Annotated in this window: 16 protein-coding genes and 1 pseudogene; 6 read left to right on the top strand and 11 right to left on the bottom strand. The window is 71.9% G+C overall.

The features are described 5' to 3' along the window. Positions 1-9 precede the first annotated feature (9 nt). Genes ABZV94_RS22220 through ABZV94_RS22205 form a run of 4 tightly spaced genes read left to right on the top strand, consistent with a single transcriptional unit; the run spans position 10 to position 4,510 of the window. Positions 10-1,812 (top strand): gamma-glutamyltransferase family protein, encoded by a 1,803-nt coding sequence (locus ABZV94_RS22220; protein WP_356342729.1) that lies wholly within the window; start codon positions 10-12, stop codon positions 1,810-1,812. A gap of 25 nt (positions 1,813-1,837) precedes the next feature. Continuing rightward, positions 1,838-2,338 carry a VOC family protein gene (locus ABZV94_RS22215; RefSeq protein ID WP_356342727.1) on the top strand — a complete coding sequence of 167 codons (501 nt, stop codon included), beginning with the start codon at positions 1,838-1,840 and terminating at the stop codon, positions 2,336-2,338. Further along, a complete protein-coding gene (locus ABZV94_RS22210; protein ID WP_356342725.1) occupies positions 2,335-3,333 on the top strand; it encodes an L-tyrosine 3-hydroxylase in 999 nt (332 codons plus the stop codon). The genes ABZV94_RS22215 and ABZV94_RS22210 overlap by 4 nt, the downstream gene beginning before the upstream one ends. Beyond that, a complete protein-coding gene (locus ABZV94_RS22205; RefSeq protein WP_356342723.1) occupies positions 3,323-4,510 on the top strand; it encodes an FAD-binding oxidoreductase in 1,188 nt (395 codons plus the stop codon). Before ABZV94_RS22210 ends, ABZV94_RS22205 begins: the two co-directional genes overlap by 11 nt. 125 nt (positions 4,511-4,635) lie before the next feature. On the opposite strand, the gene ABZV94_RS22200 is transcribed toward ABZV94_RS22205, so the two are convergent. From ABZV94_RS22200 to ABZV94_RS22185, 4 genes are read right to left on the bottom strand one after another with little or no spacing between them, the layout of a single operon-like run. Then, positions 4,636-5,121 (bottom strand): YbaK/EbsC family protein, encoded by a 486-nt coding sequence (locus ABZV94_RS22200; RefSeq protein ID WP_356342721.1) that lies wholly within the window; start codon positions 5,119-5,121, stop codon positions 4,636-4,638. A gap of 1 nt (position 5,122) precedes the next feature. Continuing rightward, positions 5,123-5,707 (bottom strand): flavin reductase family protein, encoded by a 585-nt coding sequence (locus ABZV94_RS22195; protein WP_356342718.1) that lies wholly within the window; start codon positions 5,705-5,707, stop codon positions 5,123-5,125. Then, complete coding sequence (locus tag ABZV94_RS22190) at positions 5,694-6,524, bottom strand: hypothetical protein (RefSeq protein ID WP_356342716.1); 831 nt, start codon at positions 6,522-6,524, stop codon at positions 5,694-5,696. The genes ABZV94_RS22195 and ABZV94_RS22190 overlap by 14 nt, the downstream gene beginning before the upstream one ends. Continuing rightward, entirely contained in the window at positions 6,524-8,071 is a 1,548-nt protein-coding gene (locus ABZV94_RS22185; RefSeq protein ID WP_356342714.1) for a tryptophan halogenase family protein, read from the bottom strand. The genes ABZV94_RS22190 and ABZV94_RS22185 overlap by 1 nt, the downstream gene beginning before the upstream one ends. Positions 8,072-8,297: 226 nt before the next feature. Here ABZV94_RS22185 and ABZV94_RS22180 point away from each other — a divergent pair, with 226 nt between their 5' ends. Next, on the top strand, positions 8,298-9,020 hold the full coding sequence (locus tag ABZV94_RS22180; protein ID WP_356342712.1) for a response regulator transcription factor: 723 nt from the start codon (positions 8,298-8,300) through the stop codon (positions 9,018-9,020). A 37-nt stretch (positions 9,021-9,057) separates the two neighbouring features. Here ABZV94_RS22180 and ABZV94_RS22175 read toward each other — a convergent pair whose 3' ends face one another. From ABZV94_RS22175 to ABZV94_RS22165, 3 genes and pseudogenes are all read right to left on the bottom strand, one after another. Continuing rightward, on the bottom strand, positions 9,058-9,693 hold the full coding sequence (locus ABZV94_RS22175) for a LysE family translocator (protein ID WP_356342710.1): 636 nt from the start codon (positions 9,691-9,693) through the stop codon (positions 9,058-9,060). A gap of 184 nt (positions 9,694-9,877) precedes the next feature. Next, positions 9,878-10,678, bottom strand: a complete 801-nt coding sequence (locus tag ABZV94_RS22170; RefSeq protein WP_356342772.1) for a phosphotransferase — start codon at positions 10,676-10,678, stop codon at positions 9,878-9,880. A gap of 63 nt (positions 10,679-10,741) precedes the next feature. Then, positions 10,742-10,864, bottom strand: a pseudogene (locus ABZV94_RS22165) (IS5/IS1182 family transposase); the annotation flags it as partial. Positions 10,865-10,931: 67 nt separating this feature from the next. On the opposite strand from ABZV94_RS22165, the gene ABZV94_RS22160 reads away from it, so the two are divergent. After that, positions 10,932-11,078: a hypothetical protein gene (locus ABZV94_RS22160; RefSeq protein ID WP_356342708.1), complete on the top strand. Its 147-nt coding sequence runs from the start codon at positions 10,932-10,934 to the stop codon at positions 11,076-11,078. A 15-nt stretch (positions 11,079-11,093) separates the two neighbouring features. Here the strand turns inward: ABZV94_RS22160 and ABZV94_RS22155 are convergent, their stop codons facing one another. The 4 genes from ABZV94_RS22155 to ABZV94_RS22140 form a co-directional block, all read right to left on the bottom strand. Continuing rightward, a complete protein-coding gene (locus ABZV94_RS22155; RefSeq protein ID WP_356342706.1) occupies positions 11,094-11,654 on the bottom strand; it encodes a nitroreductase family protein in 561 nt (186 codons plus the stop codon). Between the two features lie 112 nt (positions 11,655-11,766). After that, complete coding sequence (locus ABZV94_RS22150) at positions 11,767-12,225, bottom strand: Rrf2 family transcriptional regulator (RefSeq protein WP_356342704.1); 459 nt, start codon at positions 12,223-12,225, stop codon at positions 11,767-11,769. Positions 12,226-12,272: 47 nt separating this feature from the next. After that, positions 12,273-13,493: an acyl-CoA dehydrogenase family protein gene (locus ABZV94_RS22145; protein WP_356342701.1), complete on the bottom strand. Its 1,221-nt coding sequence runs from the start codon at positions 13,491-13,493 to the stop codon at positions 12,273-12,275. A gap of 419 nt (positions 13,494-13,912) precedes the next feature. Next, entirely contained in the window at positions 13,913-15,070 is a 1,158-nt protein-coding gene (locus ABZV94_RS22140) for an LLM class flavin-dependent oxidoreductase (RefSeq protein WP_356342699.1), read from the bottom strand. Between the last annotated feature and the right edge of the window lie 198 nt (positions 15,071-15,268).

The raw sequence follows: 15,268 nt of genomic DNA, 5'->3' as shown, positions 1-15,268 counted from the left end.
GGAGCGGCCGTGACGACGCGTCCCGAACTGCGGGGTACCTTCGGCGCGGTGTCCTCGACACACTGGCTGGCCTCTGCGGCGGGCATGGCGACCCTGGAGGCCGGCGGCAACGCGTTCGACGCCGCCGCCGCGACGGGCTTCGTGCTGCAGGTGGTGGAACCCCATCTCAACGGGCCCGGCGGCGATGTGCCGATCCTCCTCTTCGACGCCGCATCGGGTCACGCGCAGGTGATCTGCGGGCAGGGCCCGATGCCGCAGGCGGCGACACCGGAGGCGTTCCGGGCCCTGGGCCTGCTCCGGATCCCCGGCTCGGGTCTGCTCCCGGCCACCGTCCCCGGCGCGTTCGGGGCCTGGCTGAGGCTGCTGGAGGAGCACGGCACGATGCGGCTCGCGGAGGTCCTCCGATACGCCGTCGGCTACGCGGCGGACGGCTACCCGGTCCTGCCGAAGGCGGCCGAGGCCATCGCGGTCCTCGCGGAGCTGTTCCGCGACGAGTGGACGCACTCCGGCCGCACGTACCTGGTGGACGGCGAGCCGCCCCGGCCCCGTTCCCGGCTGCGCAACCCGGCGCTGGCCGAGACCTACCGGCGGATCATCAAGGAGGCCGAGGCCGCCGGACCCGGCCGTGAGCAGCAGATACGCGCCGCCCACCAGGCGTTCTACGGCGGGTTCGTCGCCGAGGCCATCGACGCCCACCTGCGCACCGCCGTCCTGGACGCCACGGGCGGGCGGCACCGGGGCCTGCTCACCGGCGACGACATGGCTCGCTGGGAACCGCGTACCGAGGCCACCGTCACCCGCGCCTACCGGGGTCTGGAGGTGCACAAGCCCGGCCCCTGGTCGCAGGGCCCGGTGTTCCTCCAGCAACTCGCCCTGCTGGAGGGATTCGACCTCACGGCCATGGGCCTGGACAGCGCCGACTACCTGCACACCGTGATCGAGTGCGCCAAGCTGGCCTATGCGGACAGGGAGGCCTGGTACGGCGACCCGGACTTCACCGACGTACCGCTGTCCGCGCTGCTGGACGGCGACTACACCGACGAACGCCGCCGACTGGTCGGCGACCGTGCCTCCGACACCCTGCGCCCGGGCGCGCCGGCGGGCCGGCCGCCACGGATCCCGCCGCTGGACCGTGCCGAACCACCCGCCGGGCCCCACTGGCAGGGCCAGTTGTACGACGGACTGCCCACGGTGGTCCCCCCGGTCGTGGCGGCGACCGAGGCCCGCGGCGACACGTGTTGCCTGACGGTCACCGACCGGCACGGCAACATGGTGGCCGCCACGCCCAGCGGCGGCTGGCTGAAGAGCTCCCCCGTGGTCCCGGGGCTCGGCTTCCCGCTGGGCACCAGGGGCCAGATGGCCTGGCTGGAGGAGGGACACCCCAACTCCCTGGCACCGGGGAAGCGTCCCCGTACCACCCTGAGCCCCACCCTCGTCGTCCAGGACGGCCAGGCCCGGCTGGCGTTCGGCACGCCCGGCGGGGACCAGCAGGACCAATGGACGCTGGGGTTCTTCCTGGCCCATGCGGACTTCGGACTCGACCTGCAACGCGCCGCCGAGACCCTCGCCTTCCACTCCGAGCACGTCCCCTCCTCGTTCACCCCCCGCACACACCGGCCGCTCGCGGTACGCATCGAAAGCCGTCGCGGCGACAACGCCGCGGCCGGCCTCACCCGCCGCGGGCACACGCTGGTGTCCGTCCCGGACTGGTCGCTGGGCAAGGTGTGCGCCGTGGGTGTCGAACCGCGTGACGGCCTGCTGCGCGCCGCCGCCTCCCCGCGCGGCGAGCAGGCGTACGCCGTCGCCCGATGAACCATCGGAAAGGATTCCCGAACCCGTGCCCCTCCCCGTGGACGAATCCCCAGCGGCCGGTAGCGCCCTGCGGGCCGGACTGCACCACCTGGCGGTCGAAACGGCCGACCTCGACAACTGTGTCGCGTGGTACACCGACTTCTTCGGTGGCACCGCCACCTGGAGCCTCGACAGCTTCTCCGACCTGACCCGCGACCGGCTGCCCGGCATCACTCGGCTGACCGAGGTGGTCGCCGCCGGCACCCGGTTCCATGTGTTCACCCGCTCGGTCGCCTACGCCCGCGCGCATCCGGACACGTTCCAGTTCCAGCACGTGTGCATGACCGCCGCGACGGCCGAGGAGTTACGGGCGTGGCGGGACCGCTGGCAGCGGCTGTTCGCCTCCGGACGCTACGTCTTCGCCCGCCCGGAGCCGCCGACGGAGATCGTCGTGGACTCGGACGGGGTGAGCAGCTTCTACGCCTACGACGTCAACGGGCTGGAGTACGAGTTCACCCACATACCGGCGGAGGCAGAGGGACGGTGAGCGTGCTGGACGGCAACTCGACCGCCCGTCTGCTGGAGGCCGGCGTCGCCGAGTACGGCGGCCGCGCCTACGGGCTCGAACCCCTGGTGCTGCCGCCCGCCCCGGTGCCCAGCAGCGGCGACGGTCACCTGACCCGGCGGTACGCGGAACTCCTCGGCACCCGCACGGACCCCGGCGCGGCCCACCCGGGTGCCCTGGGGCCGCTGGGTGCCGCGGACTCCGAAGAGCAGCTGTTCTGGTTCCGGTGGATCACCGGCCACCAACTCGCCTTCATGCTCTGGCAGGAGCTGGGACGGCGGGCCGCCGAGGCCGCCGCCCCGGCTCCACCGGACGAGACAGCCGCCGCGGCCCGCCTGGTGCGCGGCTACTCGGCCATGCTGCTGTACACGGCGTCGTGCACCCGGGATGTCTACCACCGGATCATCCGGCCGAGCATGGCGCTGCACCATCCCGCGTTCAGCGGTGCCTGGGCCCGTGACTACGGCCCCGTGCGGGCACTGCTGCGGGGCCGGCTCCCCGAAGCCTGGGCCGGCTGGGCGGACGTGCTGCTCGACGAGTGCGCGCTCAACGAGGCCGTGCACGAGGGCATCGCCGCGAAGCTGGTGCCGAACGCCCCCTCGTTGCTCCAGTCGGCGGCGGGCGACGGCCGGGCCCTGCCACGTGACGTCCGGACGGTGCTGTTCGACACGTACTTCCTCACCCTCCGCGCGCCCTGTTCGCCCGCGGAGGTCGCCGCGCAGCTCCTGCGCCGGATACGGGTGGTGCGGGACGACCTGGCGGCCAACGGCCTCTATCCGGCGGCCACCTCCAGCCGGGCCGAGAAACCGGACGCCCTGCGGACGGAACGCGTCGAGGAGATCGAACGCGCCGTTCCCCAGCTCCTCGGCAGGATCGCCCGCGACTCCGTGCGGCTTTCCACTCCCGAGGCGCGCGCCCCGTCCCCCACCCGCGTATACGAGCACCCGTTGGAAGGAAGCGGATCCCATGGCACATGACGTGGTAGTGGTCGGCGGCGGCATAGCGGGCTGCACGGTCGCCGAGCGGCTGGCCGGGCAGGGGTTGCGTGTGCTGCTGCTGGAGCGCGGCGCGCTGGCCGGCGGTGCGACGGGCCGCAACCAGGGCGGTCTGCTCCCCAGTCCGCTGCCCGCGTGCGGCGGACTGTTCGCCGAGGCGGTCTCCTACTACGAACGGGCCGAGCGGGAGAGCGAGGTGCCGTTCCGGTTCCGTCCGCACGGCTATCTGCTGGTTGCCGCGGACGCGGAGGACATGGACCGGGCCGTCGCCCACGGCCGGGCGCTGTCCGAGGCCGGGTTCCCGACGCACGTGGTCGCCACCGGTGAACTGCGGGACCTGGAACCCGGCCTCGCACCTGATCTGGCGGGCGCGGTGGTCGTCGAGGGCGCGCACGCCCTTCACCCGGTACTGGCCGCCGCGGCCCTGGCCGCGCGGGCCGCCCGCGCGGGCGCCGAGATCCGGACGCACACACCGGTCCGGGGTCTGACCACGGCCGGCGACCGGGTCACCGGTGTGGTCACGGACGACGGGCCGCTCGCGGCGGGCCATGTGGTGCTCGCGGCGGGGCCGTGGTCACGGAGCCTGGCCCAGCAGGCCGGAAGCGATGTGCCGGTGTTCGGGGCACGCGGCTGGCTGCTGCGCACCGCGCCGGTCAGGGGCGTGGTGTTCCGCCACACCCTCATGCAGTCCACTTGGCACGGCCCGGTCGGGTTGCGGCGCAACGGGCCCCCGTTGCTGGCCGACGTCGCCGCTCCCGCAGCCACGGCCACGCAGGTGGTCTTCTCGCTGCAGCCGTTGCCCGGTGGAGAGGTGGTGCTCGGTTCCAGCAGCGGTCCGGCGCTCCAGCTCGATGACATACGGGACGGCGACGCGGCGGTCCCGTTGATCGCGGCGGCGGCAGCCCGGCACGCCCCGGTGCTGGCCAAGACACCGGTGCGCGCGGCGTGGTCGGGTGTGCGCCCGATGTCCCCCGACGGTCTCCCTGTGGTCGGCCCGGCGTCGGGGGCTCCGGGGCTGTGGCTGCTCACCGGCTTCGGTATCGACGGCATGCCGCTGGCTCCGGGCACGGCCCGGCTCCTGACGGAGTACCTGGTGTCCGGCCGGCGGCCGGCGGGCGCCGAGCCGTTCGCCCCGGAACGGTTCGACGACCGGGAGTAGAACGGGTGTCCCCTCCGCATCGGGGAGGCGGTGCGGTCCGGAACATCCGGACCGCACCGCCTTTCCGGTTCACCCGGGCGGGCGTCCGGATGAGGTCAGGCCTCCGGGCGGCAGGGCCCGCTCCGTCACCGGGACAGTTCCTCGATCCTCGGCCCGACCAGCTCGATCAGTTGCGCGGCCTCGATCCGCACGGTGCGGTCGGCGCGGCCGCTGCCGCAGTACACGGTGCCCATCCGGGTCACCGACGTGTCGAAGACGACCACGACGTCCGGCAGGTCGCAGACCGGGCTCGCGCCGCCCGGTTCCATGCCCAGCAGGCTCAGCTCCCCGGGGTCGGCCTGCCGGAGCTTGGCGCGGGACACGCCCGCCGCCCGGGCCAGCCGGCCGTAGTCGACGCGCCCGGTGACGGGCAGGGCGGCGAGCACGAAGCCGCCGTCGGCCGTCCGAAAGACCATGGTCTTCAGTAACTGCTCGGTGGCGAGGCCGAGTTTGCTCTCGGCGTCCTCCCGGCCCACGATCGGGACGTGGTCGAGGACCGTGAACGGCACCCCCGACTTGCGGAGCACCTCCTCGGGCGACAGGACACTGGTGGGCTCCGCCGGCTGCGACATCTCACTCCTCGTCGGCTGGATCCGGCCGGGACCGGCCGGGCTCCACCACGCTACCGCCCGTCGGCCAGGCGGCGTACCGGCGCAGCCCGTAGAGCAGCGGCGACCGTCCGTGTTCGGTACGGACACTGACGCGGAACACCCGGCCGAAGACGATGGCGTGGTCCCCCACCTGCCGCACCCCGTCCACCCGGCAGTCGCCCACGGCGTGCGCGGCGTCCAGCAGGTGCGGGCCGGCCGCCGCGTCGGGCAGGTGCCAGGCCGTCCGCCGGAACCGGTCCGGGTCACCCGAGGCGAACAGTTCCGCCACGTCCCGGGCGGAGTCGTGCAACAGGTTGACGCTGAAGGCCCCGGTGCGCTCCAGCGCGGCCAGCGTGGGGCTGCCGGTCCGTACGCACACCAGGAGCAGGGGCGGGTTCAAGGACACGCTGCACAGGGACGAGCACGTCATGCCCCAAGGCCGGCCGGCGCCGTCCACAGCCCCGATGACCGCGACGCCGGTGGGGAACAAGGACATCAGGGCCCTGAAGTCGGCCTCCCCCACCGTCGCCTCCTGGATGGCCGTGGCAGCCGCGTCAGGCCTTGTCATGGGACAACTCCTCGGACGCGGGGCGCGGCAGGACTGCGGGGGCGGGACAGCGGTGGTCCGCGAACGACAGCAGCGGGCCGGTGACCGCCGTGGTCACCAGCGCCATCAGCGGCATCACGAGGCAGAGCCCCGCGGAGAGGATGCCGGCCGACAGTCCGTCCTGCGATACGGCGATCGCCGTCAGTCCCCGGGTGTTCATCAGCACGCCGAAGCGCAGCGCCGTCCCGGTGGGCAGCCGCGCGGCACGCGCGCCGGCGCAGCCGCCGCCCTCCTGTTCGCCGTCCTGGGGAACGGCGAGCCCGACCAGCACCGCACAGAAGACCGCGGTGAGTCCCGCGCGCTCGGTGGCCAGGGCGGCCGCGACGGCGACCGCGGCCGCGGCCGGCGCCGAGGTCAGCAGCAGCCAGGTCAGGGCGTCGATGGAGACGGCGACGAGGAGGGGCAGGCGGCCCTCGGTGGGGTCGGCGATCCCCCGGTCGGTGAGGATCCGCGCCGACACCGGAACGGCCGTCACGGCGAAGGCGGTGGAAGGCAGCAGCAGCGCTGCGGTGGGCGCCGTACCACGCTCCCCCGCCGCGTCCCGCCACACCACCCAGACGGACGACAGCGCTCCGGCGACCGGCCCGGGCAGCAGGGAGCCCGCCGGCAGCCAGCCGTACGAGCGCGGTGACACCTCGCTGCGCCGCGGGTGGGCGCCCTGCCCCACGCCCGTCAGGTACAGCGCGAGCCCGGCCGGGCCGATGTCCGCTCGGCGGTCCGGCCGGGCCGCCAGGAGCACCTCGGCCGGCACCACCGTGCTGTGGAGGGCGACGACCATCAGCGCAGCCCCGAGAGGTACTCCACTTGGCTGGGGAGCGTGTCGACCAGCTTCCGCGCCTGGTCGCGGACCCGGGCCAGCTCGGCCCGCGCCGCGCGGGTGTCGAGCAGGTCGAGCGCGGGCGGGTGGCGCAGCGGGATCCCTCCGAGGCCGAGGGCCATGCAGACGTAACTGTAGGGCTCGAAGGCGTGGTAGTACGGGTAGGTGGTGTCGTTGTCGGGCAGTTTGCTCTGCCATTGCCGCATGCGCACTGCCATGTCGTCGGGCACCGCGCGCTGCTTCGCGTCGCGCCAGTAGTCGTTGTCGGCGCGCGCGGCGCCCCGGTAGTGCAGGATCAGGAACTCCCGGACGCCCTCGATGGCCCGGGCTGTGCTGAGGTTGTAGGTGTCGCGCAGCACCGGGTCCCTGTCCCTGCCCGGGAAGTACCTGACGAGTTGTTCGATCGCGTGCTGGATGAGGAAGATGCCGGTCGACTGCAACGGTTCGACGAAGCCGGCGGAGAGTCCGATGCCGACGCAGTTGTTGACCCAGGCCCGGCGGGAGCGGCCGATCCGCATGCGGATGTGGTTGGCCTCCAGGTCCGCGGCGGCGGGCCCGACGAAGTCGCGCAGGACGCGCTCGGCCTCCTCGGGCTCGCAGTAGTCGGAAGCGTAGACGTATCCCGTGCCGATCCTGTCGTAGAGCGGGATCGTCCAGATCCATCCGGCGTCCTGGGCGGTGGCCGTGGTGCACGGCCTGATGCCCTGTACCGCGGTGTCGACGGGGACCCGCAGAGCCACCGCGCGGTCATTGGGGAGGGAGTCCTGGAAGGAGATGAACGGCTCGTCCAGTGCGTCGCCGAGTAACCGGCTGCGGAAGCCGGAGCAGTCGACGTAGAGGTCTGCGGTCAGGTCGCCGTGCTCGCGGGTGACGAGACGGTCGATCCAGCCCCGCTCGTCAAGGCGCACGTCCACGACGTCGTCGAGGACCCGGTGGACGCCGCGTTCGACGGCGTAGCGGCACAGGTAGTCGGCGAGGAGGGACGCGTCGAAGTGGTAGGCGTAGGGGAACTGGGTGTTCTGTTCGGCGAGCGTGGTCCGGTAGAGCGGACGGTGGGGATCCTCGTCGAAGTCCTGCTCGAAGAGCCGGTGGTCCAGGTACCTGGGGGACGCCTTCGCGTCGCAGAGCCAGGGTATGAGGAAGCAGTCCCGGTCGAAGCGGTCGGTCTCGCCGGCCTTCTGCCACCAGTCGGTGAGTGGCACCCCGTCGACGACCCGCATCCGTTCGAACGGGTGGTAGAAGTACGTGCCGGGCGCCCGCCAGTTCTCCAGGCGGACCGCCAGCTTGTACGTGGCGTTGCATTCCGGCATCCAGTCGGCCTCGCTGAGACCGAGATAGTCGAAGAAGTGGCGGACCGTGCTGAAGGTGGCCTCGCCCACCCCGATGGTGCCGATGCGCCGGGATTCCACCACTGTGACGTCGACGCTGTCCGCGAAGGCCGCCCGCAGGTAGGAAGCGGTCATCCACCCAGCCGTTCCACCACCCAGGATTACCACGCTCTGTGTCATGGCTCGTGACCCTAGGCGTGATCTCCGGGTGGTGTCTTCGGTAGATCGGACCGATCACGGCAGGGCAAGGGCCGAACGGACTAGGCCGAAGTGACCGGCTCTGCCTCTTTGTGCATTTGCCAGCTAAATGTGGCAAGAAAACATGGTGCTCCGGTGAAGGCCATGGGATTAGATGAGGCGTTGTCCGACTCTGTCCATAGCCGCGACTCGCGGCGCAGGGGGGCTCGTGGACGAAGTCCGATCAGACCGGAAGCCGACGTCGAGCGACTTGGCCGGCGGTGAGAAGCCGGAACCATTACGGATCTTCCTCATTGACGACTCCAGCCTGGTGCACGCCGGGCTGGTGCATGTTCTCCGGGAGTATCCCGACCTCACCCTCGTCGGCAGCGCCCGGGACAGCCCGACGGCGCTCGAAGCCACCCTCGACTCGTCGCTGGACGTGCTCGTCATCAACACCGCGTGCCGGTCCATCGACGTGGTGAACCTGATGCACCGGGCTGTCCACTACTCCGGTTCCGGTGTCTCCCGCATGCTGCTGGTCACCAATGACGCGAACGATCCCCTCTGCGCCGACGCCGACAAACTCGGTGCCGGGGGTGTGGTCCTGGCCTGGGAAGAACCGGAGTTCCTGGTGTCCGCCATCAGGCTCGTCTCCGGAGGGTACCGGGTCGGCATACCCGACCAGGAAGAACCGGACTTTGTGCCACCCCGCAGGAAGTCCGCCCGCCATACACCACTCGACCTGCTCACGCTCCGTGAACGTCAGGTCCTCACACTTCTGGCGCGCGGCATGAAGAACGCGGAGATCGCCGGGGAACTGGTGGTCAGCGAGAGTACGGTCAAGACACACGTACAGAATCTGCTGATCAAGCTCGGCCTGCGCAACCGGGCGAGCGCGGTCGCGGTCGCCTACGAATTGGGGGTCACGCGGGGCGAATGGACGCGGTGATGCGGTGATGCGGTGATGCGCACCCATCCCCCCTCGTTCATTCGCGTCCGCTGAACGCCAGCCGGATTCCCAGGCCGACCATCACCACGCCCGACGCTCCGCCGATCCACGACAGCCTGCGCGGTGACCTGGCGAGCCAGTTGCGGGCCGTTCCGGCCAGAAGGCCCCATGTCGCGTCGGAAACCAACGCGATCAGGACGCAGATCAGGCCCAGCAGCAACAGCTGCGTATGGACACTCCCCGCCGACGGGTCGACGAACTGCGGCAGCACCGCCCCAAAGATCAGCAGACCTTTGGGATTGCTCACTCCCACGATGAAGCCTTCTCGGAAGACCCGCCCCGGACGACCGGCCGAGGCCGCGGTCTGCTCCGCCACCATCAGCAGCTTGCGGTGCCGAAAGGCCTGGACGCCGAGATAGATGAGGTAGAGAGCGCCGGCGAACTTCAGGATCGAGAAAACCAGGAGGGAGCGCGCGAGCACCTCCCCCAGCCCGAAAGCCACCAGTACGACCTGGACGAGGAGCCCCGCCTCGTTCCCCACCGCGGTGGACACGGCGGCCCGTCGCCCCAGTGCCACCCCGCGGCTCACCACGAACAGGACGCTCGGCCCTGGCACAGAGATCAGCACGGTCACCACGGTCAGGAAGACGGCAAGACGATCTAATGCGATCACCAGCACAGGATACGCGGGCCGCCCCCGGCGCACCGCGGTTCGATGAAATCAGCGAACCTTGCCGCCGCTACTCGGCCAAGGTCGCCGGCCTCGGAATTCGAGAGTTGGTGATGGCCTTTTTCGGGTGCCCTTTCCTGGACGGCTTCCATGCCTGCCGGGTGATCCGGACCGGTCGAACGGCCGGTCAGTTCCGCAGGGCAGCCGTGAACGCCTCGCGGTGGTCCACCAGCCATGTCCGCACACGGTCCCAGCGTTCCCATCCACCCCGCTCGGCCAACGCCTGGAGGTAGACGGGGTCGCCGTCGGCCACGCGGCGGGCGACGAAGGCCCGGCAGACCTCAGTGGCCTGCTCGATGACGCCGGGCAGTTCGGCGCGGTCGCCCGCCGAGAGGCCGTAGCCGTCGGCGAGAATCCGCAGCCGTGCGGGCGCGTCCAGCCCGGAGGGATGGACGGCAGCCGCGGATCGGGGATCCAGCATGGGCACCCAATAGCGCGCGGTCATGGCGAGGTCCCACAGGGGGCGGCCCGGGGCCGCCATGTCGAAGTCGATCAGGGCAACGGCCCGGCCGTCGCGGAAGACGACGTTCTCCGGGCACACGTCGTTGTGGCACAGCATCGTTCCCCCCTCCGGGTCGGCCAGGTCCCGGGACCACTCGGCACGGCTGTCCACCGCGACGGCCGCGCTGGCCTCGTGCAGGCGCCGCAGCAGGCTCCCCACCGATTCCAGGGCGGTCCTCGTCATCGCCCAGTCCGGGAACGGCGGCAGAGCCACGTCGCCGGGGATGAAGGTCAGCTGCTCGCGGCCGTCCGGGGTGAGACCGACAGGGACCGGCGCCGCGTCGAAGCCGTGCCGCTTCAGCGCGAGGAGATGGGCGTGCAGAGCGCGCGCGTTGCGCGGCGCCGGGCGCTCGACCAACGTACCCCGGCGGAAGACCGCCCCCACGTTCACCATCCCGCCGACCAGCGCCTCACCCTCAGCCGTCATGACGAACACGCTACCGTCGGATCGAGACCGCCGACCGGGTCGCAAACGCCCGGCCGGTCTGGCGAGTTCGAGGAACGCTTGGTGGATGTCTGCTCGTGGTTCCCAGCGCAAGGACCGCAGGCGGAAACCGTGCGGCCAAGCAAAGGTCCGCTGGACCACCCACCGGCAGGCGCCGACGCCGGAGCCGTCCGGTGCCGTGCCGTGCGATGGAGGTAGGGGCCATCTCATTCTGGGCGGTTCAGGGACTGGGGGGATGGCCACGCTTCCCCTCGTGCTTCAAGCGAAGACCGACGAAGCCATCGTGGTCACCGGCATCAAAGTCAACGTCCTGTCCTCCGAGGTTCTCCCGGACGACGGAGAAGTCCTCCGCTCGGGACAACTGTGCCATTACGGCACATGAACCGTCCCGCCGCTGCTACTCCACCGGTGCCCAGGGAGCGCCGCGCAGGTCCGCGATGCTGCGTCGGTCGCGGCCCTCGGGAGGTTCGCCGGCCGCCTTGCCCACCGCGACCATGGAGACGATCGCCCAGCCCGGGTTCGGGTCCAGTTCCTTGGTGAGTCCTTCCAGGTCGAAGGCCCGGAATTGGTGCGCGGCCAGTCCCATGGCCTGGGCCTGAACCGTCATGTGCGCGATGGCCTGGCCGAGGTCGTAGTCCGCGAACTCGGAGTAGAGCAGGTGCGTGTCGTCGACGTGCCGGCGCGTCAGCGTGACGACGAGCAGGCCCGCGTCCGTCGCCCAGCGGGCCGAGCTGGGCGCGAGGTGCGGGAGCACCCGGTCGTGCTCCGGCTCACCCGGCCTGGCGGTGAAGAAGCCCCATGGCTGGGAGTTTCCCGCCGACGGTGCCCACCGCGCGGCTTCCAGCAGCAGACCGAGGGCGTGGTCGTCGACCATCCCCGACGGATCGAACCGGTAGGGGCTGAAACGGCCGGCGAGCAATGGGTGCAGGCCGGCGGGCGGCTCCTGAGGTTGGCGCATGTTCCGCGGCAACCGGCGACCGCCGGCGCGTATTCCCGTGACGTCGACGGTGACGTGGTGAACGGACGCCCCCCCACGGGTCGGGTGTCTCCTCGGGGGCAGCGGTCGCGGGTCAGGGGTTCGTCCATGCCTTCGGGTCCTCCGCGAGGCTCAGGACCTCGTCGGGCAGTTCGGCCGCCGCCACGTGGGCCAGGGTGACCTCGTCGAGGATCTTGCGGACGTTGGCGCGCACGGCGATCCACAGCGGCAGCAGTGTCTGGGCGGGGCCGCAGTAGGCGAGTTCGGGTGGGCGCACTCCCCGCACCGACACCAGGGGGCCGTCCGCCACGCGGATGACGTCCGCGATGGCGATCGAGTCCGCCGGACGGGCGAGCCGGTAGCCGCCGTTGCCGCCCCGCTGGCTGATCACCAGGCCGCCCCGGCGCAGGTCGCCCAGGATGCCCTCCAGGAACTTGTGCGGGATGCCCTGAGCCGCGGCGATCGCCTCGGCCTTGAGAGAGGCCTCGTCCCCTGCGGCGGCCAGCTCCAGTGCCGCCCGCACCGCATAGTCCGCCCGCGCCGAGATCCGCATGCCCCGATTATCCCTCACTGCCGTGTCCGCCCGTCACCGCTGTGCCCTCAGGCAGGAAGGGTGAAGGGGGGGTGCGCACCGTTCAGGTAATAGTCCCCGACCTCGCGCAGCCGGTGGGCGACCGGCTCGCGCAGGGTGTGCGTGCGGGCGTTGCGCCAGAAACGGTCGAGGCCGTGGCGGGAGGAGGCGGCTTCGGCGCCGATGACGTCCAGGGCACGGGTGGCGACCTCCTGGGCGGCCCGGGCGGCGGCGGTCTCGGCCACGCTCGCGAGGACGGTGATCTCCGCGCACTCCTCGTCGTGGAGGTCCTCCCCCTGCGCGAGGCCGTGCAGCAGGGCGTCCACCGCCTGGTCGGCGAGGGCGGACGCGGCACGCGAGACGACGGTGAGCTCGCCGTACAGGGTGAGGGCGTACGGGTCCTGTGCCGGGCCGTCCGGCCAGGGGTGGGGCGAGAGCGGCTGCCAGGGGGACCTCATGCCTCTCCCGTACTCGCGGATCTCGGCCAGCAGTCCCTCGGCCACGCCGAGGAGGAACTGGACGGAGACCAGACGCGAGGTCGGCACGGCCAGAGAGGTGAAGGGTGACAGGTCTCCCTCGTCGGGCGAGAGGGAGCCGAGCACATCGTCGGCCGCGACCTGCACGGAGTCGAACTCCACGCCGCCACCGGCCGCCAGGCGCTGGCCGAAGGTGTCCCCGCCGCCGCTGACGACGCCCGGGCGGCCGGGGTCGACCAGGACGGCCACCGGCTCGCCGGTGCCGTACTCGGCGGCTCGGACCAGCAGCCGGTCGGCGACCCCGACACCGGTGGCGTACCTCTGGTGACCGCTCAGCAGATACCCGCCCGCCGCGGGGGTCAGGATGAGCGGTGGTTCGTGGGAGCCGATGCCTCCTCCCCAGCACCATTGCCCCGCCGTCGACTCCCGTTCGACGCGGGCGGCACGGGTGGGGCCGGCGAGGAACCGGGCGCTGAAGGACAGGAAGTAGTGGCTTCCCAGCAGGTGGCCGATGGCCGCGTCGGCCGCGGCGACGGTGCGGACGGCCGTGCAGGCCGTGCGCCAGTCGGCGCCGCCTCCCCCGTACTCGACGGGCGTCAGCAGTGCGAGCAGTCCCGACTCGCGCAACCGCGCGACCTCGTCGAGCGGTGCCTTGCCCGCCTGTTCGCGTCCGACCGCGTCCGTGGCCAGGTCGTCCGCGATCTCACGGGCGATGTGCAGCCAGTCGACCTGCCCGGCTTCCGCGTCGGTCGCCTCGTCCGCCGTCACCGTCATGTCCGCGCCCGCTTCGTGCGACTGCGGCTGTCACTCCAGCTCGGTGCTGTGGTCATGGCGTCTTCCTCCAGGGGACCGAGGACGACGCGCTGTCCGGCGAGGCGGCGTGGGAGTGCGGCGGTGCGCGGTGACGCGTCGGCTTCGTCATCCTCACCCTCCGCTTCGACCACCGTCAACACTTCCCTAGTAATTCGATAGGAAAACTAGGGATACTGGCTCGCTCCGGCTGATTCACGCTGGTGGATGGCGAGTTCGCGAGGGCGGGCGCCCGGATGGTGGCCCCGGAAGCGGGGCCGCCGGTCCGGCCGTGGAGCCGCTCGCGTGGCGTCTCCGTGGGAGTGGGCACGGTGATGCCCGGCGGCCGGAGTCCCGCAGTTCGACGGGTTCCGCCCGGCGGAGTCGCCAGGGGCGGGTTCGGGTCACCGCGGGCTCCCGGCGCCGGCGAAAGGCACCTGCGCCGAGGGAAGGGCCTGCGGTCCGTACGGGTGCTGCCACAGGCCCTGTGCCTGAAGCCTCGGCAGGACGCCCTCGCCGAACCAGTAGGCCTCCTCCAGGTGCGGGTAGCCGGAGAGGACGAACTCGTCGATGCCGAGGGCGTGGTACTCCTTGATGCGCTCGGCGACCTCCTCGTGACTGCCCACCAGTGCCGTGCCCGCGCCGCCGCGCACCAACCCGATGCCCGCCCACAGGTTGGGATGGATCTCCAGGCTCTCCCGGCTGCCGCCGTGCAGCGCGAGCATCCGCTGCTGCCCCTCGGACTCGCTGCGGGCGAGGCCGGACTGGATCGCCCTGACCGCCTCCGGGTCGAAGCCGTCCAGGAGCCTGTTCGCCTCGGCCCATGCCTGCTCGGACGTGTCGCGGGTGATGACATGCAGCCGGATGCCGAAGCGGACGCTGCGGCCCTCCTTCTGGGCCGACGCCCGGATCCAGGCGATCTTCTCGGCGACGGCGGAGGGCGGCTCACCCCAGGTGAGGTACACGTCGGCATACCTGGCGGCGACTTCTCCCGCGATCGGCGAGGAACCCCCGAAGTACACCTCGGGGACCGGGTCGGGTACCCGGGCGAGCTTCGCGTCCTCGACGTGGAGGTGCTCGCCGCTCAGGTCGACGGCCTTGCCCTCCCACAGACCTCGGACGATCTCCAGGAACTCGCCGGTACGGCGGTACCGGGCGTCCTTGTCGAGGAAGTCGCCGTACGCCCGCTGTTCGTGGCTCTCGCCGCCGGTGACGACGTTGAGCAGCAGGCGTCCGCCGGTCTGCCGCTGGAAGGTGGACGCCATCTGGGCGGCGAGCGTGGGCGAGACGAAGCCGGGCCGGAAGGCGACCAGGAACTTCAGCCGCTCGGTGTGCTGGCTGACCATCGCGGTGGTCAGCCACGCGTCCTCGCACCAGGCCCCGGTCGGGGTGAGCGCGCCGACGAAGCCCAGGTGCTCGGCGGCCCGGGCGATCTGGCTCAGGTAGGCGACCGTGGGCGGCCGGTCCCGCCCGGAGGCGGTCGCCGGGGTGCCGTGGCCGCCGCCGACGACATCGCGGCTGTCGCCGTTGGTGGGCAGGAACCAGTGGAAGGTGAGGGACACGTGGGGTCTCCGATCAGAGGGGGTGGTGAGTGTGCGTCAGAGGAGGCCGTGCCGGGGCGGCCTGGTGCCGTTCAGGACGTAGCGGCCGATGTGCTGGACCTTCCAGCGCGCCGGGTCGTGCAGGGTGTGGGTGCGCGCGTCGGGGCGCGGCCCGGGTGTCGGCGACCAGCGCGTCCCGTTCCCGCTGGTCGTCGGGGG

Source organism: Streptomyces sp. NPDC004658 (assembly GCF_040609555.1).
Classification (GTDB): domain Bacteria; phylum Actinomycetota; class Actinomycetes; order Streptomycetales; family Streptomycetaceae; genus Streptomyces.
The sequence above is the reverse complement of the archived record's forward strand: the minus strand, read 5'-3'. Positions and strand labels throughout refer to the sequence as shown.

Bases quoted from the DNA above. Each gene is read 5' to 3' on its own strand.
- ABZV94_RS22155 (WP_356342706.1), bottom strand. From the start codon at position 11,654: ATGCGCCAACCTCAGGAGCCGCCCGCCGGCCTGCACCCATTGCTCGCC.
- ABZV94_RS22145 (WP_356342701.1), bottom strand. From the start codon at position 13,493: ATGACGGTGACGGCGGACGAGGCGACCGACGCGGAAGCCGGGCAGGTC.
- ABZV94_RS22195 (WP_356342718.1), bottom strand. From the start codon at position 5,707: ATGACAAGGCCTGACGCGGCTGCCACGGCCATCCAGGAGGCGACGGTG.
- ABZV94_RS22185 (WP_356342714.1), bottom strand. From the start codon at position 8,071: ATGACACAGAGCGTGGTAATCCTGGGTGGTGGAACGGCTGGGTGGATG.
- ABZV94_RS22205 (WP_356342723.1), top strand. From the start codon at position 3,323: ATGGCACATGACGTGGTAGTGGTCGGCGGCGGCATAGCGGGCTGCACG.
- ABZV94_RS22190 (WP_356342716.1), bottom strand. From the start codon at position 6,524: ATGGTCGTCGCCCTCCACAGCACGGTGGTGCCGGCCGAGGTGCTCCTG.
- ABZV94_RS22150 (WP_356342704.1), bottom strand. From the start codon at position 12,225: ATGCGGATCTCGGCGCGGGCGGACTATGCGGTGCGGGCGGCACTGGAG.
- ABZV94_RS22170 (WP_356342772.1), bottom strand. From the start codon at position 10,678: ATGACGGCTGAGGGTGAGGCGCTGGTCGGCGGGATGGTGAACGTGGGG.
- ABZV94_RS22160 (WP_356342708.1), top strand. From the start codon at position 10,932: ATGGCCACGCTTCCCCTCGTGCTTCAAGCGAAGACCGACGAAGCCATC.
- ABZV94_RS22200 (WP_356342721.1), bottom strand. From the start codon at position 5,121: ATGTCGCAGCCGGCGGAGCCCACCAGTGTCCTGTCGCCCGAGGAGGTG.